The sequence below is a fragment of the Pleomorphomonas carboxyditropha genome, assembly GCF_002770725.1.
GTDB lineage: Bacteria > Pseudomonadota > Alphaproteobacteria > Rhizobiales > Pleomorphomonadaceae > Pleomorphomonas > Pleomorphomonas carboxyditropha.
The window spans coordinates 419,290-441,737 of sequence record NZ_NQVN01000002.1 but is presented as its reverse complement, the minus strand read 5'-3'; the positions used below and the strand labels follow the sequence as shown (position 1 = coordinate 441,737).

19 protein-coding genes are annotated in these 22,448 nt (G+C 67.4%); 1 reads left to right on the top strand and 18 read right to left on the bottom strand.

Annotated features, from left to right (window positions below):
* Positions 1 to 14: 14 nt before the first annotated feature.
* The 16 genes from CJ014_RS06475 to CJ014_RS06400 form a co-directional block, all read right to left on the bottom strand.
* Positions 15 to 1,124, bottom strand: a complete 1,110-nt coding sequence (locus CJ014_RS06475; RefSeq protein ID WP_100079712.1) for a RuBisCO large subunit C-terminal-like domain-containing protein — start codon at positions 1,122 to 1,124, stop codon at positions 15 to 17.
* Positions 1,124 to 2,128 (bottom strand): transketolase family protein, encoded by a 1,005-nt coding sequence (locus tag CJ014_RS06470; protein WP_100079711.1) that lies wholly within the window; start codon positions 2,126 to 2,128, stop codon positions 1,124 to 1,126. Before CJ014_RS06470 ends, CJ014_RS06475 begins: the two co-directional genes overlap by 1 nt.
* 8 nt (positions 2,129 to 2,136) lie before the next feature.
* Positions 2,137 to 3,108, bottom strand: a complete 972-nt coding sequence (locus tag CJ014_RS06465; protein ID WP_100079710.1) for a transketolase — start codon at positions 3,106 to 3,108, stop codon at positions 2,137 to 2,139.
* Positions 3,108 to 4,088 (bottom strand): ABC transporter permease, encoded by a 981-nt coding sequence (locus CJ014_RS06460; RefSeq protein WP_100079709.1) that lies wholly within the window; start codon positions 4,086 to 4,088, stop codon positions 3,108 to 3,110. The genes CJ014_RS06465 and CJ014_RS06460 overlap by 1 nt, the downstream gene beginning before the upstream one ends.
* Positions 4,085 to 5,071 (bottom strand): ABC transporter permease, encoded by a 987-nt coding sequence (locus CJ014_RS06455; RefSeq protein WP_100079708.1) that lies wholly within the window; start codon positions 5,069 to 5,071, stop codon positions 4,085 to 4,087. The genes CJ014_RS06460 and CJ014_RS06455 overlap by 4 nt, the downstream gene beginning before the upstream one ends.
* A complete protein-coding gene (locus CJ014_RS06450) occupies positions 5,068 to 6,618 on the bottom strand; it encodes a sugar ABC transporter ATP-binding protein (protein WP_100079707.1) in 1,551 nt (516 codons plus the stop codon). The genes CJ014_RS06455 and CJ014_RS06450 overlap by 4 nt, the downstream gene beginning before the upstream one ends.
* A gap of 83 nt (positions 6,619 to 6,701) precedes the next feature.
* Positions 6,702 to 7,706 (bottom strand): sugar ABC transporter substrate-binding protein, encoded by a 1,005-nt coding sequence (locus tag CJ014_RS06445; protein WP_165790772.1) that lies wholly within the window; start codon positions 7,704 to 7,706, stop codon positions 6,702 to 6,704.
* 321 nt (positions 7,707 to 8,027) lie between these two features.
* Positions 8,028 to 9,005: a sugar-binding transcriptional regulator gene (locus CJ014_RS06440; RefSeq protein ID WP_165790771.1), complete on the bottom strand. Its 978-nt coding sequence runs from the start codon at positions 9,003 to 9,005 to the stop codon at positions 8,028 to 8,030.
* Positions 9,002 to 9,949 carry a carbohydrate kinase family protein gene (locus CJ014_RS06435; RefSeq protein ID WP_100079705.1) on the bottom strand — a complete coding sequence of 316 codons (948 nt, stop codon included), beginning with the start codon at positions 9,947 to 9,949 and terminating at the stop codon, positions 9,002 to 9,004. The genes CJ014_RS06440 and CJ014_RS06435 overlap by 4 nt, the downstream gene beginning before the upstream one ends.
* A gap of 14 nt (positions 9,950 to 9,963) precedes the next feature.
* Positions 9,964 to 10,629, bottom strand: a complete 666-nt coding sequence (locus tag CJ014_RS06430; protein ID WP_100079704.1) for a class II aldolase/adducin family protein — start codon at positions 10,627 to 10,629, stop codon at positions 9,964 to 9,966.
* Positions 10,622 to 11,695, bottom strand: coding sequence for a zinc-binding dehydrogenase (locus tag CJ014_RS06425; RefSeq protein ID WP_100079703.1), 1,074 nt, complete (start codon positions 11,693 to 11,695; stop codon positions 10,622 to 10,624). The genes CJ014_RS06430 and CJ014_RS06425 overlap by 8 nt, the downstream gene beginning before the upstream one ends.
* A complete protein-coding gene (locus CJ014_RS06420; RefSeq protein WP_100079702.1) occupies positions 11,692 to 13,218 on the bottom strand; it encodes an FGGY-family carbohydrate kinase in 1,527 nt (508 codons plus the stop codon). Before CJ014_RS06420 ends, CJ014_RS06425 begins: the two co-directional genes overlap by 4 nt.
* Before the next feature lie 138 nt (positions 13,219 to 13,356).
* The gene (locus CJ014_RS06415; protein WP_100079701.1) at positions 13,357 to 14,169 is read right to left on the bottom strand and encodes an ABC transporter ATP-binding protein; all 813 of its coding nucleotides are present in this window, start codon (positions 14,167 to 14,169) and stop codon (positions 13,357 to 13,359) included.
* A complete protein-coding gene (locus tag CJ014_RS06410) occupies positions 14,166 to 15,200 on the bottom strand; it encodes a FecCD family ABC transporter permease (protein WP_100079700.1) in 1,035 nt (344 codons plus the stop codon). Before CJ014_RS06410 ends, CJ014_RS06415 begins: the two co-directional genes overlap by 4 nt.
* Positions 15,201 to 15,202: 2 nt before the next feature.
* On the bottom strand, positions 15,203 to 16,246 hold the full coding sequence (locus CJ014_RS06405; RefSeq protein WP_100079699.1) for a FecCD family ABC transporter permease: 1,044 nt from the start codon (positions 16,244 to 16,246) through the stop codon (positions 15,203 to 15,205).
* The gene (locus CJ014_RS06400; protein ID WP_100079698.1) at positions 16,243 to 17,232 is read right to left on the bottom strand and encodes an iron-siderophore ABC transporter substrate-binding protein; all 990 of its coding nucleotides are present in this window, start codon (positions 17,230 to 17,232) and stop codon (positions 16,243 to 16,245) included. The genes CJ014_RS06405 and CJ014_RS06400 overlap by 4 nt, the downstream gene beginning before the upstream one ends.
* A 478-nt stretch (positions 17,233 to 17,710) precedes the next feature.
* Between CJ014_RS06400 and CJ014_RS06395 the strand changes: the two genes are divergently transcribed.
* Positions 17,711 to 19,858, top strand: coding sequence for a TonB-dependent siderophore receptor (locus CJ014_RS06395; protein ID WP_100079697.1), 2,148 nt, complete (start codon positions 17,711 to 17,713; stop codon positions 19,856 to 19,858).
* A 37-nt stretch (positions 19,859 to 19,895) separates the two neighbouring features.
* Here CJ014_RS06395 and CJ014_RS06390 read toward each other — a convergent pair whose 3' ends face one another.
* On the bottom strand, positions 19,896 to 20,801 hold the full coding sequence (locus CJ014_RS06390; RefSeq protein ID WP_100079696.1) for a helix-turn-helix domain-containing protein: 906 nt from the start codon (positions 20,799 to 20,801) through the stop codon (positions 19,896 to 19,898).
* 302 nt (positions 20,802 to 21,103) lie between these two features.
* Positions 21,104 to 22,360: an ROK family transcriptional regulator gene (locus CJ014_RS06385; protein ID WP_100079695.1), complete on the bottom strand. Its 1,257-nt coding sequence runs from the start codon at positions 22,358 to 22,360 to the stop codon at positions 21,104 to 21,106.
* Between the last annotated feature and the right edge of the window lie 88 nt (positions 22,361 to 22,448).

Here is a 22,448-nt window from a genome sequence, read left to right as displayed (position 1 = left end):
CGGCCCTTGGTCGGTCAGGCGAGGCGGGCGCGCATGTCCCTAATGGTCTCGCCGATGCGGTCAGCATGCCTCAGAAGGCTGCCGCCGAGAAGATAGACCACGTCGTCGCCGTACATGGCGCGCATGTCCTGGGCGCGATCGACGCTCATGCCGCCGCCCGGGCTCGGGAAGATCGGCCGGCCGATACCGTCCGGCGACCGGCAGGCGTCGGCGATCGACAGGCATTCCCCGGCCGAAAAGCCGAAGCGGCCGCCGACGTTCGGGAAGATCGAGATGTCGGCACCGGCAAGGCGCTGCAAGACGCCGAACATCACCGCATGGGTGAAGCCGAGCGTATCGGACAGCACGTAGGTGCCGAGGAAGGTCGGGTGCGCCATCAGCGGCAGGTCGAACCAGTCGGCGGTGGCGAGGCGGCGGGTGAGATCGAAGCCGAACAGCCCGGGCATGACCAGCGCGCCCCCTGCCCCCGCCTCCTTGGCGAAGCGGGCGAAGTCCATCAGGTCCTCGCCGCGGCCGGCGATGTTGGGAAAGTAGAGGCTATGGCCGCCGGTCTCGCGATTGGCGCGGGCGACGGCCGCGGCAACCTTCTCGACGCGCGTCTTGAAGGGCGCCGACGCCTGGTCGGTCAGGCCGTGGTCGTCCTTGATGATGTCGGCGCCGCCGAGGGCGGCGGCATAGGCGATGGCGGCCAGCGTGTCGGCGTCGCTGCCCTGCGGCTTGATCACCGGGGCGATCAGGCCGCCGGTCGGGCGCTTGACCCGCTCGCGAACGCCGGCGATGCCGAAGCGGGCGCCGGTGAAGTCGGCGGACAGGCGTTCCCCCGGCTCGAAGCCGACGACCCGGATGCCCTTCTGGATCGACGAATTGCCGAAGATGACGTTGAGGAGCTGCGGCAGCTCGGCGCCGGTGCTGTCGGGACTGTAGGTGAGATGGGCGAGATAGGCGCCGTCCTCCTCGGCGGCGACGCTCTCGACCTTGCCGAGGATGACATCCTCGATATAGCCCTTGGGCACCACGTCGCGCGGGATCTCGACGGTCTGCTCCAGGGCGATGCCCTCGGCCCGCTCGGTCGCCTCGTCGAGGTTTGAAGCGAAGATGCGGTAGAAGACGGAAAATCGCGACATCAGAGCGCCTCCGCCTTGGCAGACGAATGGACGGCGTCGATGCGGACGGCATCGAGGTCGGCGTCGGTGATGCCGAAGCTCTCGCCGGTCAGCCGTTCGATGGCGGCGACCAGCGCCGGCGCGTCGAGGCCGTAGGTCCGCATCAGGTAGGGACGCGAGCCGCCATGGGCGTAGGTGTCCTTGAGACCGAGCCTTACCAGCCGCTTGGCAATGCCGGCGTCGGCGATGGTCTCGGCCACCAGCGAACCGATGCCGCCTTCGGTGACGTGGTTCTCGAGCGTGACGACGCCATGGCGCACCGAGTGGAGATGATCGAGCAGATACTGAGCGTCGAACGGCTTGATGGTGTTGAGGTGGATGTGGCGGATCGACACGCCGGCCTTCTCCAGCGCGCCGCGCGCCCGCAGGGCCTCCTCGGTGGTGATGCCGGCGGTGATCACCAGCACGTCGCTGCCGAGCGACAGCTCGCGCGCCTTGCCGACGACGATCGGCGTGTCGAACAGCCGCGGCACCTGTCCGCGCAGCACGCGGGCGTAGACCGGACCGTCGACGCTGTCGGCCGCCTCGACGATCGATTCCACCTCGGTGGCGTCGCCGGTCTCCAGGATGGTCATGTTGGGGATCGAGCGCATCACCGAGATGTCCTCGATCGCCTGGTGGGTCATGCCGCCCGGCGTGGTGACGCCCGGCAGGAAGCCCATCAGGCGCACCTTGCGGCGCGGATAGGCCACCGAGGCGATCAACTGGTCATAGGGACGGCGGTAGAGGAAGACGCCGAAGGTGTGCAGGAAGGGGCGGAAACCGGCGAGACCGAGGCCGCCGGCGAAGCTCATCATGTTCTGCTCGGCCATGCCGAGCGACAGGAACTGCTCGGGATGGCGATCGCGGAAGCCGTCGATCTCGCAGGACGAGGTGAGGTCGGCGGAGAGACAGAGCACTTCCGGGTGGGCGACGGCATAGGCCTCGAAGGCGCCGGCATAGGGACGGTTGACGAGTTCGACCATGACGGACCTCAGCGGCTGTAATCGACGGGAGAGACGCCGAGCTCGGCGGCGATGGCGTCATTGGTGGCGGCGCGGTCGGCCTCGTCCTTGAAGCGGACGTAATGCAGGCGCGGGAAACGCCGTTCGAGATGGTTCATGCCCTTGAAGGGATTGGTCTTCGCCAGGATGATCAGCGGCTGGCCGGGGTGCGGCGTCTTCGCCGCCCGGCGCAGGGCCGCGACATCGTGGCCGTCCACTTCCGCCACCACGGCGCCGAACGCCTCGAACTTCTGCCTGATGTCGCGCACGTCCATCACGGAGGACATGGCGCCGTCGCACTGCTGGGCATTGACGTCGACGATGGCGTTGAGCGTGTCGATGCCGTGATAGGCCGCCGCCTGCACGGCTTCCCAGGTCTGGCCTTCCTCGACCTCACCGTCGGACATGAACACCCAGACGCGGCCGGTCTCGCCCTTGCGGCGGCGCCCCCAGGCGAGGCCGGCCGCCGTCGACAGGCCGACGCCGAGGGTGCCGTTGTGCACTTCCATGCCCGGCGAATGCTCGGCGCCGATCATCTCCACCGACGAGCCGTCGCGGTTGAACTGCCCAAGAGCTTCCGGCGCCAGGCGGCCGACCTCGATCAGCGTCGCGTAGGCGACGAGGGCGTAATGGGCCGGCGCGAAGATCAGCCGATCGAACTGAGGCAGCGCCGGGCCGTTGTAGCCGGCGCCGGTGTGGTAGCCGCTGTTGGTGGCCGACGGCACGCCGCCGAACGGTTCCGGCAGCGGCGGCAGCGTCGGTTCGCCGATATGGAGCTCCTCGTTGTAGAGCCAGGCCAGTTGCTCGGCGGCCGAACAGGCCTGGCTGAGGTAGCCGCCGTTGTTGCGGATGGTGTGCTCGAACACCCGGCGCCGGATGCCGAGGGCGATCTCCTCGGTGGTTCTCGTGTTGGGCCGGCGCGGCGTCTTGCGAGGCTTGGTACTGGTCGGGCGGGTGGCCATCAGGTTCTCCGGCGATGTTGGATGACGGAAAATGCGAGCGCCGCGACGAGGATCACCCCCGACAGCGCATCCTTGAGATTGAAATCGAGGCCCATCAGATTGAGCCCGTTGGCGACCATCGCCAGGAACAGCACCCCGGTGAGCGTTCCCGGCACGTTGGGCCGGCCGTCGCGATGCATGGAGGCGCCGATGAACACGGCGGCGATGGCGTCCATCAGGTAGGCGTTGCCGGCGAGCGGCGTGAACATCCTGAGATTGGCCGAGGCGATCAGCCCGCCCACCGCGGCGGTGGCGCCGGCACAGACGAAGCCGAAGGCGACGATGGCGCCGACCGGCAGCCCCGCCACGCGGGCCGCCCGGCTCTGCTGGCCGACGGCATGGATCTTCCGGCCGAGCGCCGAGCGTTCCAGCAACAGGAAATAGCCGACGACGAGGGCGGCGGCGATCAGGATGCGGATCGGAATGCCGTAGAGATCGCCGACGGCGAGGTCGTAATATTCGGTCGGCAGGCGGCGGAAGGAGATCGGCCCGCCGCCGTTGGTGAAGATGCGCTGCAGGCTGCCGCCGATGAAGAAGACGCCGAGGGTGCCGAGAAAGGCACTGACCCTGAAGCGTACCACGACCAGCGCGTTGACGACGCCGACCAGCGTGCCGCCGGCGATGCCGATCGCCACGGCAAGATACCAGGGCACGCCATAGTCCTTCAGCGCCACGATGGCGAAGGCGGAGCCGAAGTCGAGCGCCACGCCGACCGAGAGATCGATGGCGCCGAGCGCCACCACCAGCGTCATGGCGAGCCCGACGATCAGCGGGATGACGGCGCCGGAGACGATGTTGACGAGGTTGGCAAGGCTCAGGAAGCTCGGATTGGCAACGGCAAAGCCGACGATGGCCAAGCCGACCACGGCGAGAAAGCCGTGCCGGGCAAACGCGGCGCGTCCGCTGCCGACCAGCGACGGCAGGCTGGCGAGACGGCTCATGTCCGGCTCCTCCGGGCAACGGCCGCCGCGGCGACCACCACCAGGATCAGGCCGCCCTTGACGCAGCCCGTCCAGAACACGTCGACGCCGACCGAGCCGAAGCCGATGGAAAGCGCCGAGACCAGGATCGCCCCGAGCGCCGCGCCCCACACCGTCACCACTCGCCGTGGCGAGAAGGCGGCGCCGAGGAAGGTGGCCAGCACGGTTTCCATCAACAGGGTCTCGGCGACGCCGGGCGTGCTGCCGGAGCCGCGCGCCAGCACGAACAGCGACGCGAGGCCGCCGAAGACGCCGGCGATCAGGAAGGACTGCGCCACGAAGCGGCGGGCGTCGAGGCCGGCGATCACCGCCGCGTCGCGGTTGCCGCCGACGGCCTGCAGGCGCAGCCCCCACCGGCTGCGGTGAACGGCGGCGATGGCGATCACGATCAGCGCCGTGGCCGCCAGCAGGCCGAGCGGCAGGCCGGCGACGGTGCCGTCGCGCAGCGTGACGATCAGCGGGTCGCTGAGATCGATGCGGCGGTTGGCGGTGACCAGCTTGGAAAAACCGATGAAGGCGGTGGAACTCGCCAGCGTGGCGAGCAGCGGCGTCATGCCGATGCGCGTCACCAGAACGGCGTTGCACAGGCCGGCCGCCACGGCGGCCATAAAGCCGAGAAGCACGGCCGCCAGGGTGCCCGTGCCGTGGAAGGCCAACTGGTCGGCGATGATCGCCGCCGACAGCACGGCGATCGACGGCACCGACAGGTCGATGCCGCCGGCCACCACGTCGTCGCCGCCGCCGATCACCACGAAGGACAGACCGACGCCGAGAACGGCGGTGGGAATGGCCTGCTTCAGGATGAGGATCAGCGTCGCGGGATCGAGAAAACCGGGCGCCCGCGCGCCGAAATAGGCGAGGAGCGCCAGGAAGACGAGGAGCGGCACGGCCGAGACGACGGCGGCCGACAGTGCTCGCCCGCCGGGGGTTGCGAGCGCGCTCATGCCGCCTGCCCTTCCGTCGCGTCGCCGCCGGTGGTCAGGGCGACGAGGCGGTCGAGATCGGCAGCGTCCCTGGTCAGCTCGACGACGATCCGACCCCGCAACAGCACCAGGATGCGGTCGGCCAGGCCGATCAGCTCCGTGGGATCGGACGAGGAGATGAGCACCGCCGCTCCGTCGCGGGCGAGGCGCTCGATCAGCGCGTAGATCTCCGCCTTGGCGCCGATGTCGACGCCGATGGTCGGCTCGTCGAGCACGAACAGGTCGGCGCCGGTGGCCAGCCCCCGGGCGAGCACGACCTTCTGCTGGTTGCCGCCGGACAGGAGCCGCGCCGCCGTCGCTGCCGCCCGCGGCCGGATGTCGAGCGCTTCGATGCTCTCTCCGGCGCGCCTCGCGGCGGCGTCGCGGCGCACGAAGCCGGCGGTGGACACGGCGTCGAGGGAGGCGAGGTTGATGTTGTCGGCGACGCTCTGCGCCAGCACCAGGCCGTCGTTGCGGCGATCGCGGGGAACGAGCGCCAAGCCCCGCCGCGCCGCGGCCGCCGTCGATCCCGGGCGAAGCTGTTTGCCGCCGATGCCGATCCGGCCGCGGGCGGGCGCGAGAAGGCCGGCGATGCTGTCGACCAGCTCCTCGCGGCCCGAACCGACGAGGCCGGCGAGGCCGACGATCTCGCCGCGCCTCACCTCGAAATCGACGTCGAGATAATGGGGCGCCAGCGACAGCTTCTCCACCCTCAGCCAGGGCGCGCCGGCCGTGTGGTCATGCCGGGGATAGAGGTGGCCGATGTCGCGGCCGACCATCAGCGAAATGAGGCGGCCGGTATCCTCCGGCCCGACCCTTTCGAGCAGGCCGGCGTTGCGGCCGTTGCGCAACACCGTCACGCGGTGGCAGATACGGGTGATCTCGGCGAGATAATGCGACACGTAGATCATGGCGATGCCGCGCCGGCCCAGGGCCTCGATCGCCTTGAACAGATGATCGATTTCGGCGTGGGTCAGGGGGGCGGTCGGCTCGTCGAAGACGACGACGCGGGCCTTGCCGTCGATCAGCGCCCGGGCGATCTGCACCAGCTTGCGCTCGGCGATGCCGAGGTCCGAGACCAGCCGGTGGCCGGCGATGTCGGCGTCGAGGGTGTCCTTCAGGAAGCGCTCGGCGGCGCGGCGCATGGCGCCGGTGCGCAAGCCGAGCGGCCCGGCCAGCTCCTGTCCGAGGAAGATGGTCTCGGCCACCGTGAAATGCGGCACGAGATTGAGTTCCTGATGGATGAAGCGGACGCCTGCCGCATGCACGGCGTCCGGCGAGCCGGCGGCCACCCTGCCGCCGCCGATGGTCAGGCTGCCGGCGTCCGGCGTGTAGAGCCCGGCCAGTATCTTGATCAGCGTCGATTTCCCGGCGCCGTTCTCGCCGATCAAGCCGTGAATCTCTCCGGCCTTGACGCGCAGCGTGGCGCCGTCGAGCGCCTGAACGCCGGGAAACGCCTTGGCGATCCCGTCGAGCGACAGAATGTCCGGCGCATCGCCCGGCGGCTCAATTGCTTTGGCTTCGGTCATGGCACGGTCCCGGCCCGGTTTCCCAACGACGCCGACCGGCCGCCCCGAGGCGACCGGCCTTGTCTTCAATCGCTGCTCGGCGGTCAGTCGAGCTTGCCGTAGCCGAGCTCGGCGTAGACCTTCTTCGCCTCTTCCGGGCCGTTGACCGGAACGACGTCGACGAAGGTCTGCGGCAGCAGCTTCTCGCCGGCGAAATACCTAGCGACGTTCTCCGCCGACGTGGCGCCGATCTTGTGCGGCTGCTGGGCGACGTTGGCCACGAACGGGCTGTCCTTCTCGGCGATGATCTCGAGCGTGTCGGGGCCGGCGTCGACGGCGGTCACCTTGATCTCGGTGCGGCCGGCTTCCTCGAGCGCCTGCACCACGCCGATGGCCGGCTGGTCCCAGCAGGCGACGTGAATGGCGTCGAGCGTGCCCTTGGGATACTGGGTCAGGAGATCGAGCGTCTTCTTGCGGGCATCTTCCGGCGCATTGGCGAAGGCTTCCGCCAGTTCCGGCTGGACGATCTCGATGCCCGGATAATCCTTGAGAACGTATTTGGCGAGCTGGGCGCGGATGCCGCAGATGCGCAGGGAATTCTCGAAGGCGTTGAAGAAGGCGACCTTGCCCTTGCCGCCGAGCGAGTCGGCGAGATAGCGGCCGATGGTGGTGCCGATATAATAGTTGTCGGACGTCGTGTTGTTGATGGCATAGGGCGACAGGTGGTCGACGGTGAACACCGGCACGCCCTTTTCCTGCAGCGCCTTGAACTTCGGCTCGACGGCGGCGTCGCCGAGAATGGAGATGACGGCATCCACCTTGTTGGTCAGGAAGACGTCGTGATTGTCGGCGTGCACCTGGTTGTCGCGGCCGCCGTCGACCGGCAGCACTTCGCCGCCCAGTTCCTTGACCTTCTCGACGGCGCCGTTGAAGGCTTCGCGATCCCAGAAATGCTGGGTGCCGACCACGGCGACGCCGATCTTCTTGCCCTTGAGCGACAGGGCTTCGTCGGCGCTGGCGGCGCCGGCGGCAGCCATGACGGTAACGGCGACGGCCGTCGCCAGTGCCCGGCGCCATGCGCCCTTCCTATCGTGCCCCCCGATCGACATGGGTGGAATCTCCTTCTGCGTGTTGCTGTTATCGTCTTTCGCTCGTCGCGATATAGCGCCCGATATGAATAATATACTTTCCATATAGATATTGAGTCAGCGGCAGAGCTTTTGTTTTACGTTTCGATCGCGAAAAAAGCGTCTGGCAATCGGCCGGACCGGGGAACATCCTTCCGCGGCCATCTCTTGAGAAAGATTCGAAAAATCCAATTCATGACAGTATGTTATGCCGAACTCCAGAAACACCTGCCGTTTGTTTCGGGCAAGCGGCATTGGTCCACGGCGTGACGCGGCAAAAGTTGTTTTCAAGTATAAATGAGATCAAGCCTGTTTCGCGTCGAGCAGATCCTCCCCCGTGGCTTTGTCGGTGACCAGATAGCGGGCGTAGCCGCCGACGAGCGCCGCGCGCATCGCGGCGACCTTGTCGTGGCCGGACGACACCAGGATGCCGTTGCCGACCGCCCGGATATCGGCGAGCTCCATGCCGATGATCCGCCCGTCGAGGTCGCCCGCGACCGGGTTGCCGTCCGCATCGATGAAGCGGGCCGAAAGGACGCCGACGGCGCCGCGGCGCACATAGCCGCGAACGTCGTCGACGGTGGCGATGCCGGACTGGACCAGTTGGGTGTCGTCGGCGACGTTGCCGACCGAAAACAGCGTCTTGCTGAGGGCGCGCAGGGCGCGAAGCTGTTCGGCGATCACCGGTTCGCGCCTCAGGGCGTCGGCAATGTCGCGGTTGGACAGAACCGCCGGCGCATGCAGCGTGAAGCATTCGGCGTTGAGGCTGCTGGCGACGCGGATCGCCAGCGTTTCGGCCGCCGGCAGGTGCCGCGACTTCATCGAGCCGATCATCTGGTAGACGCTGAGGCCGGCGATCGTGCCGCGCGGCATCTCCTCGGCCAGCCAGTGAATGGTCTGCCCCCAGGCGACGCCGAGGGAATCGCCCGGCTCGAGCAGGTCGAATACGGCCATGGCGCCGACTTGCGCCAGTTGGCGGCGGGCCTGCCGCGACGCCTCCTCCGGAGTTCCGGCGGGGCCTGGAGGCTCGTCGATCAGGAAGACGTCGGACAGGCCATAGGCCGCCCGCAGCTCCCGCGACAGGCTGGACGTGGCAAAGGACAGGCCGTCGATGCGGATGTCGACGATTCCGAATTCGCGCGCCTGCCGGAGATATGCGACCACGGTCGGCCGCGACACGCCGAGACGGCGGGCGATGTCCCCCTGCGTCAGCCCCTCCTTGTAGTAGAGGAGCGCGACGTTGGCGAGCAGCGCGTCATGGCTTTTGGGGGCAAGCGTCACGGGCGCGTTTCCGTGCCGGCCATGAAGCGGCGGACCTGATCGTAGTCGACGACGCCGGCGTCCGACCCGAGGCCGGTGGCGACCAGCGCGGCGGTGGCCGATCCGAGCCGGCAGGCTTCCCGGAGATCCAGCCCCTTGGCGAGACCGGCGATGAAGCCGCCGCAGTAGCTGTCGCCGCAGCCCGTCGTATCGGACACCTCGACCTTGTAGGCCGGCGTACGGAAGGCCTCGCCGGCGGCGGTGCGCGTGTAGGAGCCTTCCGCCCCCAACTTGAAGACGACGGCGCCGGCGCCGCGGTCGATGAAGAAGCGGGCGGCGGCCTCGACGTCGGCAAGGCCGGACAGGTAGGACGCCTCCTCGAAGGACGGCATGAAATAGTCGATGTTCGGCAGGAGGTCGTCGAGCAGCGCCAGCGTGCCGGGATTGGGGGCGATCAGGTCGAAGGTGGTGACGATGCCGCGCCCCCTGGCATGGGCCAGGAGCTTGCCGCTCTGCCCGCCGTCCATGGCGGCGAGCAGGCCGGTGCCGCCGAGATGCAAAAAGCGGGCGTCGGTGACCGCGTCGAAGTCCTTTTCCTCGACGAACAGATGATCGGAGGCGCCGCGGCAGTGCAGCGCCGGCCGCTCGCCGTTCGGCCGGATGGTCAGGATGGTGGCCGAGGTCGCCGCCTTGTCGGTGCGCTGGATCAGGCCGAGGTCGATGCCGAGCCGCCGATAGGCGGAGAGGATGAAGTCGGCCTTCTCGTCGTAGCCGAGGCAGGCGGCCGTCGCCGTCCTGAGGCCGAGCTTGGCGGCGTTGACGACGGCGCCAGCGGCGGTGCCGGCCGGGTTGAGGCGGATCTCGTCGATGAAGGCGACGCCGCCGCCCGAGGGTATGGCCTCGACCGGCCTTCCTGCCACGTCGAGTATGGTCAGCCCGACGAAGATCGCATCGTATCTAGCCATCGCCGCCTCCCGTTTCAGGAATTGACCGCCTTGGTGCCGCTCTGCCCGTAGTGGCGGCGGAACCAGGCGTAGCAGCGATCGATCTCTTCCTGCGGCATCTCCTCGACGGGACCGCGCAGCATGGCGAGATGGGTGGTTTTCGCCGCCTCCTCGAGATAGAGGGCGATGGAGGTCGCCTCGCTGGCCGATTTGCCGAGCGTGAAGACGCCGTGCGCCTGCACCAGCGCCGCGAGGCCGCCGGCCGCCGCCGTCACCACCGCCTCGCCGGTCTCGACCTCGCCGGGCGTCGCATAGGGGGCGCAGGGCACGTCGCGCCCGAGAATATGGGTGATCGGCGTCAGCACCGCCGGGATGCGTTCGCCGCGCGCCGCGAAGCTGGTGGCGTAGGGCGAATGGGTATGGGTGATGCCGAACACGTCCGGTCGGCGCTTGTAGATGTAGAGGTGGATGCCGGTGTCGACCGACGGCTTGAGGTCGCCTTCGACGATCGCCCCGTCGAGGTCGACCACCACCAGCTTGTCGGGCGTCAGCTTGGCGAACTTGACGCCGCTCGGCTTGATGACGACGAGGCCGGTTTCCGGATCGCGGCCGGAGACGTTGCCGCCCGAGCCGACGACCAGACCGGCCAGCGGCAGCTCCAGGTTCTGTTCGCAGACCTCTTCGCGCAGGGCTTCAAGCATGGGGCACCTCCTCGGCACGGCGGACCGGCCGGCCATTGGGATAGACGATGATCTTGAGGGATTCGCCGGCGCTCACCAGCGTCCGGAAGGCCTCGGGCGATTGCTCGATGTCGAAATGGTGGGTGATCGCCGCTTCGGGGCGGACCCGGCCGGCGGCGAGCAGGCGCAGGTAGGCATAGGTATCGGTGTGGTCGCCGGAGTATTTCGACGTGACGGTGATCTCGTCGAAATAGGCGCGGTTGCCGTCGCGCACCCAGGGGGTATCGGGCGGCAGCGGCGCGCCGAGATGCAGCGTGCCGCCGACCTCGACCAGCCGCCCGGCAAGGTCCCAGGCCGGCGCCACCGGCGCGATGGCCACCACCACGTCGGCGAGCAGCCCGCCGTTGACGGCGCGCAGCGCCTCCACCGGATCGTCGCGGCCGGGATTGATGGCGTGGTTGGCCCCGAGTTCCTGCGCCCTGGCGAGGCGCCAGTCGGAATAGTCGAGGGCGATCACCCGCCCGGCACCGAACAGCGGCGCCATGTGCACGAAGCCCTGCCCCATGAAGCCGGCGCCGACGACGGCGACCGTGTCGCCGGGCTGGATGCCGCAGACCTTGAGACCACCGACGACGCAGGACCACGGCTCGATGGTTACCGCCGCTTCGTCGCTGATCGTATCGGGCAGGCGGTGGACATCGACGGCGAGATGGGCGGCGCTGACCCGGTAATACTGGCAGAGGGCGCCGGGATCGAGCCGGGTGGCGGAATAATAGGGATCGCGGGTGAAATGGCCGCGCAGCGACCAGTGCGAGCGGATGCGGCCGACGTGATGGTTGACGAACAGCCGGTCGCCGACCTTGAACTCGCGCACGTCGGCGCCGACCGCCACCACCTCGCCGACCGGCTCGTGGCCGAGCACCTTCGGCTGGCTCTTCTTGTACCAGGGCATGGCCTCGCCGCCGCAGAGGCCCGACGCCAGGGTGCGCAGGAGAAGGTCGCCGGCACCGATCTCGGGGACCGGCCGATCCTCGACGCGGATGTCGTCATGGGAATAGTAGACGGCGGCGCGCATGGTCTGCGTCATGGGCGATCTCCGATGTGGCGAAGCGCCGTCCGGCGGGCGTCCCAGAGCGGCGCCGACAGGCCGCTTATCGCCGCGTAGAGCTCGAACGGACGCTCGTAGGCCTCGATTGTCGACGGATCCGGCGCGTGCCGGCGCAACTGCTGCGGCCGATGCGGCGGCGCCTCGACGTCGAGATGCCCGACGGCGGCGGCGGCGATCAGCGCCGAGCCCCAAAGGCCGTGATCGCTTTCGTCCGACGCGACGATGGTCGTGCCGAGGACATTGGCGAGAATGTCGCACCAGAAGGCGTTGCGGCCGCCACCGCCGGTCAGAAACACCTGGGCCGGATGGGCAAGGCCGGTCGAGCGGACGCAGTGCTTCAGCGAAAAGGCCACGCCTTCCAGCACGGCGCGGGCGAGGTCGGCGCGCGAGGTCGCCGTCGTCAGGCCGTGGAAGGCGCCGGTCGCCTGCGGCGCCACGAAGGGCGCCCGCTCGCCGGCGAGATAGGGCAAAAAGAGAGCGCCGTTGCTACCGGCCGGCGCCGCGGCGGCGAGACGGCCAAAACCCGAGGCTACCGCCCCGGCGTCGCCCAGGGCCGCCAGATCCGGATTGACGGACAGGAACCAGTCGTAGGCCTGCGTGCCGGTGAGCGGCGCGATGACGCGGATGAAGCGATCGGCATAGGAATGGGCCAGCGTGGCGCCGACCGGTTCGCCGGCGAACGGCTCCGGCGCCGTCACGATATTGAGCATCGCCGTCGTGCCGAGCACCAAGTAGACGTCGCCGGGGCGGCCGAGGTTCATGCCGGCCATCTGGGCGCCGAGGTCGATGGTGCCGGTGGCGACCGGTATCCCCTTGGCCAGGCCGAGCGCGGCGGCGGCTTCCGCCGTCAGCCCGCCCTTGACGTCGGTCGACCGCGCCGGAGCCGGCAACGCGCCGCCATGGCGGCCGATGCCGAGCAGGTCGAGGGCCTCCGGCGCGTAGGCGCGCGTCCCGATGTCGAGAAAGGGGATCGAGGCGTCCGAATAGTCGGTCGAGAGCACGCCGGTGAGCCGGAAATTGATCCAGTCCTTGCAGAACAGGACGTGACGGACGCGGGCGGCGCTTTCGGGCTCGTTGTCCTCGAGCCAGCGCAGGAGCGTGCCGGCCGTGCCGGCCCAGTTGGATGTACGGCTGTAGCGGGAGAGTTCGGCGGAGGTGCCGTCGGCGATCCAGCCGAGCACCAGGTCGTCGGCACGCGCGTCATTCCAAAGAATGGCGTTGCGGACCGGGCGCCGCCCGTCGTCGAGCGCCCACAGGCCATCGCCCTGCCCCGACACGCCGATGGCGTCGATCCGTACCCCCGCCGCCTCGATCACGGCGCGCATGACATCGAGGGTCAGCGACCAGACCTCGTCCATATCCTGCTCGGACCAGCCGATATGCGGCCGGATCGAACGGCTCGGCTTGGCGGCGATGCCGAGACAGCGGCCGGCGGACGTGTAGACGGCCGCCTTCACCGACGTCGAACCGACATCGACTCCGAGATAGGCCGCCCCCGACATTTCCACCCCATCACCGTTTTACATATGACGCCGAAATTTACATATGTCCTATCGGAGACATAGGTAATTTCTGCCAAAGCTCGGCCGCAACGAGGAAAAACCTCGCGCAGGTGCAGAGGCGTGACGATGGGGTGGCGGTCAGGCGTCGCGGCCGGGCGCCGTGTGATGCCGGCCGATCGGCAGCATGATCGGCTTGCCGGAGATGGGATCTGCAATGACCCGGCTTTCGAGCCCGAACACCTGCCGGACGTTCTGCTCGGTCAGTACGTCGGAAGGGTCGCCGGCGGCGTGCAGCCGGCCCTTGTCCATCGCGACGAGATAATCGGCATAGCGGGCCGCCAGGTTGAGATCGTGCAGGACCATGACGATGGTGGTTCCGCGCGCCCGGTTGAGATCGGTCAGCAGATCGAGCACCTCGACCTGGTGGCTGATGTCGAGGAAGGTCGTCGGCTCGTCGAGCAGGAGGATGTCGGTCTGCTGCGCCAGCGCCATGGCGATCCAGACGCGCTGGCGCTGTCCGCCCGACAATTCGTCCACCGGCCGTTCCGCCAGATCGGCGGTGCGGGTTGCCTCAAGGGCGGCGGCGACGGCCTCGTCGTCCTGGCGCGTCCAGCGGCCGAACAGGCCCTGGTGGGGGTGGCGGCCGCGGCTGACGAGATCGGCCACGGCGATCCCTTCCGGGGCGATCGGCGACTGCGGCAGGAGCCCGAGGGTCCGGGCGAGCGCGCGCGTCGGAAGCTGGTGGATCGACTTGCCATCGAGCAGGACATGCCCCTTTCGCGGTGCGATCAGCCGGGACATGGTGCGCAGGAGCGTCGATTTGCCGCAGGCATTGGCGCCGACGATGGCGGTTATCCGGCCTGGCGGCACCGCGAGGTCGAGGCCTTGGAGAACGAGGGTTTCGCCGTAACCGGCCGAAAGCGCCTCTGCCGTCAGGGAATGGGTGATCATGCCGAGCCTCCGGTCCTGTTGGCCCGAATGACGAGATAGAGAAGATAGGGCGCGCCGAGCGCGCCGGTCACCACGCCCACCGGATAGCGGCTCGGCAGCAGGAACTGCCCGCAGTAATCGCCGGCGAGGACGAGCACCGCGCCGACCAGCGCCGAGGCGATGAGCGGCGAGCCGTTGTTGCCGGCAAGCCGGCTGGCGATCGGCCCGGACAGAAAGGCGACGAAGGCGATCGGCCCGGCGACCGCCGTGGCGAGGGCGATCAGGCCGACGGCGGCGACGACGACCAGGATGCGGGTTCCGGCGACGTCGGCGCCGAGCGCCGCCGCCGTGTCGTCGCCGAGCCGCAGCGCCTGGAGATCGCGGGCGCGGCTCAGGAGCAGTCCCCCGAAAAGAACGAGACCGAGAAGGAGCGGCAGCGCCTGCCCGAGCTGCGCTCCGTTGACGCTGCCCACCAGCCAGCGCATGGCCTCCTGCAGGTTCCAGGCCGGCGCGCGCGCCAGGACATAGGCGATCATGCTCTCCAGCATGGCCGACACGCCGATGCCGACCAGGATGAGCCGGGTTCCCGCCACGCCGTTTCGGAAGGAAAGCCCGTAGACCAGCAAGGCGACGCCGAGGCCGGCCGCGACGGCGAGGATCGAGACGACCGGACCGTCGAGCGACAGCACGACGATGGCGAACACGGCGGCCGCGCTGGCGCCCGAGCTGATGCCGATGATGTCGGGGCTGGCCAGCGGATTGCGCAGCATGGTCTGGAAGGAGACGCCGCCGAGCCCGAAGGCGAGACCGGCCAGGATCGACAGCACGGCGCGCGGCAGGCGCAGCTCGCCGACGGCAAAGGAGGCGCCCGGCACGTGCTCGCCGAGCAGCACGCGCAGCACGTCGCGAGGCGGGACGAAGGACTGGCCGAGCAGAAGGGTCAGGCAGAAAAGCGCCGCCAGCAGCCCCAGGAGGACGAAGACGACGGCCTGCCGCCGGCGCGCCCGGCGTCGGCGGCCGTCGATGACGGAGCGGAGGGCGGAGCCGGACAAGGTCACAATTCACGCACCCGCTGACGCCGGACGATCCAGATGAAGAAGGGCGCGCCGACGAAGGCGGTGACGATGCCGACCTCCAGCTCCGACGGCCGCGCCGCGAGGCGGCCGACGATGTCGCCGGCGAGCAGCAGGATCGCTCCGGCGAGCGCGGAGAACGGCAGCAGCCAGCGGTGGTCGACGCCGACCAGCAGCCGGCAGACATGCGGCACCACGAGGCCGACAAAGCCGATCGGGCCGCAGACCGCCGTGGTGGCGCCACAGAGCAGGATGGCGGCGAGCGAGGCGATACCGCGCGCCAAGGCCACGCGCTCGCCGAGCCCGGCGGCGAGGTCGTCGCCCAGCGCCAGCGAATTGAGCTTGCGCGCCGACCCCAGGCCAAGGACCAGGCCGGCGAGCAGAAAGGGCAGCACCTCGGCGATGCGCTCGAAGGTGGCGCCGCCGACGCCGCCGATCTGCCACGACCGGATGCCGCCGGCGATATCGTTGCGCGGCAGCACCACGGCGATCACCAGCGAGGCGAAGGCGACCGAGGTCGCCGCGCCGGCCAGCGTCAGCTTGAGCGGCGTGACGCCGCTGCGCCCCAGCGAGCCGATGGTATAGACGAAGGCGGCCGTGCAGCCGGCGCCGAGGATCGCCGTCCAGATATAGGCGTGGGCGGAGGTCATGCCGAACCAGGCGACGCCGATGACCACGGCCAGCGCCGCCCCGGTATTGACGCCGAGAATGCCGGGATCGGCGAGCGGATTGCGCGTCACGCCCTGCATGACGGCGCCGGACAGCCCGAGCGCCGCGCCGGCGAACAGGGCAAGCAGGGTGCGCGGCATGCGCATGGCGACCGCCGCCTCGCCGATGCTGTCGACGTGGCCGCGCAGGGCGGCGAGCACCTCGCTCCAGGTGACGTCGCGCGTGCCGATCGCCAGCGACAAGGCGCAAAGCGCGACGACCGCGGCGACGATCGCCGCCAGCCAGAGAGTCCGGCCGCGGTTCGATCGTCCATAACCCGGAGACGCGGCGGAAGGTGAGACGTTGCCGGCGATCATCTCGACTTCCTGGCCGCCTCCGCCAGCAGCGCCACATAATCCTTCAGCACCCAGGAGATCGACAGCGGCGTCGGATTGGCCGCCGTTCCGAGCGGATCGCGGCCAAGCGTGACGATGGCGTCGTGGGCCACCGCCGGCATGCGGGCCAAGAGCGGATTGGCCTTCATCGCCTCGACGAGCCGGCGGTCGCCGTAGGTCACGACGATATCGACGTCGTCGAAGGCATCGATGCGCTCGGTGCTGATCGACCCGGCGAAACCGCCGCCTTTCGAAGCCTCGGCGACGCTTGCCGGCATGGCCAGTCCCAGGTCCCTGAAGAACCGTACCCGGGTGTCCTGCATCGTGTAGAAGCTGACGAGGCTGAGATCGCTGGCGTCGAGATGGGTGACGAACATCGCCGATCTGCCGTCGATCTCGGGATACCGCTTCACCTCCGCGGCGATTTCCGCCTCGATGCCGGCGATCAGCCGGTCGCCCTCCTCGGCCATGCCGAGCCCGGCGCTGTTCAGGCGGATCATGTCGCGCCAGTCGGTCGACCAGGGCGCCTCGGGATAGGCGACCACCGGGGCGATGCGGCTCAGCGTGTCGTAGTCCGAGCGGCTGAGGCCGGAATAGGCGGCGAGGATCACGTCGGGCTCGGTGGCGGCGACCGCCTCGAAGTCGATGCCGTCGCCCTCGTCGAACAGAACCGGCTTGTCGGCGTGCAGCGCCGCCAGTTTCTCGGCCACCCAGGGCAGCAGGCCATCGCCGTCGTCGTCGCCGAAGTTGGCGGCGGCGAAGCCGACGGGCACGATGCCGAGGGCTAGCGGCACCTCGTGGTTGGCCCAGGCGACCGTCGCCACCCGTTGAGGCTTGGCGGGAATCACCGTCGTGCCGAGCGCATGCCTGATGGTGATGGGATAGGCGGCGCCCTCCCCGGCATGGGCGGCGCCGAAAGCCAGCATCGGCAGCAAGATGGCGACGAACGGCAGGAGGAAGCGCGGCATCCGTCCACTCCGTGGCGGTTTGGGTCGGTTTAAGAGCCTGACTCGAAATTCGCTGGGTTGCGGCAGATGGCGATGGTTTCGAGAACCGGAGCGGAGCGAACTTGAGGTTCGTGAGCACCGGAAGCGCAGAAAGCGAAGCCAGATGTCCAACCCAGTAGAGTTTCGGGGCAGGCTCTAAGTTGACATCAGTTTTCAGCTTCATATGCCGAGGTCAAGCGCGTTTCGCCGCTCAGAGACGGTGCGGACGGAAGTTTCCGGGGAATCCTACAAAAACGGAAAAAGCTACAATACCAGAGAAAAACCATCAAGTTAGATGAGGCTGACGGGGGTGTTGGGCGACCCCGGCCGTCGATGGCGCGGCAAGGGCGGCGCACGATCGAATGGCCGGCGGGATGCTGTCATCAGTAGCCTTTTTCGGTCGGGTCGACGCCCCTCAGCCGGCTTCCGGCAAGAGAAACTCAACCTCGGGGACCCCAACATGGACACTGCGACAACAGCCGGAAATACCAGACAGAAGAGCCCGTTGCGCTGTCGGACGGCGGTCCTGCTGGGGTGCTCGGCGCTCATGGCCGTGACGCCCGTTTCCCTGAGGGCGCAGGAGAACGATACGGCGAAGACCGCCGACGACGCCACGGTCCTGGAGACCATCACCGTCGAGGGAGCCGGCAGCGGCGACGACTCCAAGACGATCGTCGCCACCAAGACCACCAGCGGCGGCAAGATGCCGACGGATATCCTGGAAACGCCCGCCGCGGTCTCCGTCATCACCGCCAAGGAGATCCAGGAGCGTGGCGCCGACAGTGTCGAACAGGTCCTGCAATATACCGCCGGCGTGAGCACTGACTATTACGGTTCCGACGACCGGTTCGACTATTTCCAGATCCGCGGCTTCGATACCTATACCTATCGCGACGGTCTGGTCATCGGCTCCCCCTTCGGCGGGCTTCGGGAGGAGCCATATGCCTTCGAGCGCGTCGAGGTTCTGAAGGGCGCCAGTTCCACCGGCTTTGGGGTTTCCGATCCTGGTGGGTCGGTCAACTATGTTACCAAGAGGCCGAAGAGCGAGCGTTTCGGCGAGGTTTATGGCACCGGAGGATCGTTCTCGCACAAGGAGGCGGGTTTCGATTTTGGCGACAACATCACCGAAGACGACACGCTCTCATATCGCCTGACCGGCAAGCTCCAGCGGTCGAATGCCGAATATGATTATTCCCAGGATGATGAAAACTTCATCATGGGTGGCCTAACTTGGCGCCCCACCGACGCGACCAGCGTGTCGGTCGTCTTCGATCATCTGGACAAGGACGGAACGCCTGGCAGCGGCGGCCACCCGGAGGGCTCTGATTTCTCCAGAGACCGCTTCTTCGGTGAACCCGACTATAACTATCGCGACATCGACCGGGACTCGGTGAGCATTATGCTCGATCATGCTTTCGGCAATGGCCTGACCTTCAATACGAATGCCCGCTACAGCAAAACGCATACCAATTTCGGCTATGCCTATATTTATGAGCCGAATGCGCTCGCAAACGGTGATACCATAGCGGACCGCTATTATTACGGCAATGATGGCTCCAGCGAGCAGTTCATCGTCGATTCGCATCTGCTCTACGAGACGCGTTTCAACAATATGAATAGCCGCACGCTCGTCGGTCTCGAATACAACAAGTTCAAATCTGATAGCACAACCGATTACGGTGTCGCGCCCGGCATCGACTGGGAGAACCCAGTCTATTCCGGCGCGCCCGATTCAGTTCCGTTCTACTCAAGCACGAAGAACGACCAGAAGACCAAGGCAATCTACCTCCAGCAGGATCTGACCGTCTTCGACAAGTTGACTGCGACCGTCGGCCTGCGCAATGACTGGCTTGATATCGAGACGGAAGGCCTCAATGCCTATACCGGAGCGTCCAGCGGTGAAGATTCGCTCAGCGAATTTACCAAACGCTTCGGCCTGACCTACAAAATCACCGGGGAACTTGCGGCCTATGCAAGCTATGCCGAATCCGTCGCTCCGCCGTCGGTAGGTACTGAACCCGAGACCGGCAAACAGTATGAAGTTGGGATCAAATACCGGCCGGATGCTTTCCCGGCTCTGTTCAGCGCAGCCATCTACGATCTGACGAAGGAAAACATCACGGTCACCGATCCCGTCACTTACACACAATCGACAGTCGGCAAGATTCGGCACCGAGGTATCGATCTTGAGGCCAAGGCCGAAGTGACGGACAATATCAACCTGATCGCGGCCTATAGCTATATCGACTCCGAGATTGTAGAAAATGCCGGCACGAACGAGGGCAACCGTCTCGGCCTAGTGCCGGAACACCTCGCTTCGCTCTGGGGCACCTATACGCTGGAAGGCGATGGTTCGCGCGGAGACATGACCTTCGGACTCGGCGCACGCTATATGGGCTCGTATTACTTCACCGACGCGAATGCCAAGAAATCGGATAGCGCCGTCGTCTTCGATGCTTCTTTTACCTACAAGATCCAGGAAAACACGACGTTCCAGCTCAACGTCAGCAATCTGTTCGACGAAAAGCACGTCGCCTACGGCGGCTATGGAGCGGACTGGTACAATCCCGGCCGGTCGATCATGGCGACCCTGCGGCAGACCTGGTGAGACAGCAAAGCCCGCCCGGAGCCGATCCGGGCGGGAATCAGGTCGCGATGAGGGCGTTGAGGCGCGAACGCCGCCAGGCGGCGGGCGTTTCGCCGACGATCTGGCGAAACACCTTGGTCAGGTGGGCCTGATCGGAAAAGCCGAGCTGCGCCGCGATATCCACCAGGCTGAGGCTGCTTTCGGCCAGAAGCGCCTGCGCCTGCTCGATCCGCCGCCCGAGCTGCCACTGAAGCGGCGTCTGGCCGGTCGTCTGCTTGAACACGGTGGCGAACCAGCTCTCCGACAGGCCGACCGCGGCCGCCATCTCGCCGACCGTCATGCGGCGGTCGCCGTTTGCCCTGATCGTCGCGGCCAGCCTGTTCATCTGCGCCTGGGTCAGCCGCGCGTTGGGTTGCTCGGGCGGTCGCTCGGGAATGTCGAGCAGAGCCGTCACGATGCTGGCGACCAGACTCTCGGCGTAAATCGCGTGTTTCGAGGGGTTGGAAACCTCCTCGACGAGCAGGCCGGCCAGCGTTTCGATCGGTCCGACGTCCTGAATTTCCACCGGACAGCGCAGGATCGACCGGGCGGCCGAGCCGCCGACCGAAGGCGACAACAGGCGCAACAGCCGGTCCTGGTGCAGATGCAGGTCGAGATGCGAAAAGCGGTGCCAGGCGTTGAATCTCGTCCACAGGGGAACGCCGGCCGGCACATACAGCGCCCTGGTCATCGGGCGATCGTATCGTCCGAAGTCGTCGCCCCGGTTCGACATGCTGATCTGGCGTGACACGTCATTGAAGAAGATCACCATGCGCGGATCCGGAGACAGGTAATAAGCCCCCGCTCCCGCTTGCCCTTCGGCGTCCCAGAACACGCTCATGAGGCCGTCGAGACCGCGCCACTTGACCGGCGCGATCGGCTGGATGCCTTCGGTGTGGCAAATCATCGAATGCTGGTAGGTCACTTTCGAGCCGTTTCCAGTCAGCGAAGGATGTCCCTTCGCACGAGAAGGCGACACGAGACGTCAGATGGCCAGCCGTCCGGGTCTGCCCGCCGGGTAGGCACAACCAAATCCGTCGTCGAACGCCTTGAAATCCACGTCTATAAACATGAGTTTCATTATCATGATTATGGCAGGGCGACAAGGCGGCCCCGCTACGTGTAACATTTATCGGGCCCATGACCATCTGTAGGGCTCCTGATGCGAATGCATGGCAATCGCATTTTCTGCGCCCTAGCTGCCCAACGCACGGCGTTCTGGAAGCCTCAGCCCGCCCGCCCCATCCGACGTCTGGCCCGCTCCGGGCGATCCGGCCGAACCGCGGTCGAGACCATGCGATTGAGCAGATTGGCGGCTCCGGCCGGCGAAAAGACGTTGTCGACCACCAGTTGGCCGGCGCCGAACAAGGCGATGTCGGCCTGCGGCGGAGCGAGAACGATATTGAGTTCCCGCGTCGCCAGCGGCAGGCAGCGCTGATAGACCAGCTCGCGGATGCCGGACAGCAGGAAGTCGCCGCCGCGCGCCAGCGTTCCGCCGACGACGATCAGGCCGGGATTGAGGATGCTGACGACATCGGCCATCACCTCGCCGATGACGCGGCCGGCCTTGCGCAGCATCATGATCGCCTCGGGAACCTGCTCCTCGACGAGGGCTATCACGTCGCGGGCGTTGTCCGCCTTGAAGCCGTGGGCGCGCAGGTCGCGGGCGATGGCCCAGCCGGCGGCGCGCGCTTCGACGCAGCCGAGCTTGCCGCAGCGGCACAGCGGCGGATCGTCGGAGTCGAACTGGATGTGGCCGATATCGCCAGAGGCGCCGTGGGCGCCGCGGAAGATCTTGCCGTCGGCGATGAAGCCGGCGCCGATGCCGGTGCCCACCTTGATGAACAGCATGTCGTCGGCGAGGTGGAAATGCCGGCGATACTCATAGAGGGTCATCAGGTTGACGTCGTTGTCGACGTAGACCGGCACGCCGAAATGCCCGACCATCGGGCCGATGATGTCGACGTCGTCCCAGCCGCGCATGATCGACGGCCCGACGACGCGGCCGCGCTTGTAGTCGACCGGCGCCGGCAGGCTCAGCCCGATGCCGAGCAGCATGCCGTCGCCGCCGTCCGTGTCGGACAGCAGGCGGCGGAATCCGTCGGCGATCCTGTCGAGCGTCGCCGCCGGCCCTTCCGCCACCTCGTAGCGCAGCGTGCTCTGGGCGATCACCGCCGGTTCCGGCGACATCAGCGCCAGGTGGAGATGGGCTTCGCCGATATTGGCCACCAGCACATGGCCCACCCGCCGGTTGACGGCCAGCACACGGGTGGGACGGCCGCCGCTCGGCAGCGTCTTCGCCGCTTCCTCGACCAGATCGGCGGCGATCAGCGCGTTCAGCCGCTGGGTCACCGTTACCCGCGACAGCCCCGACCTCTCGAGCAGCGCCGAACGCGAGACGGCCGCGCCGGTGGCGATCAGGGAAAAGATGTCGCTGGCATTGGTCAGCGCCGCGTTGTCGCCGGCACTGTCTCTGGTAGGCATCGGACGCTCTCCTGCTACGCCAGATGTAGCCAATAAACGCGTTCGGATAAAGCGCCAAGGGTTATTCGCGCCATCAATTATGTATAAA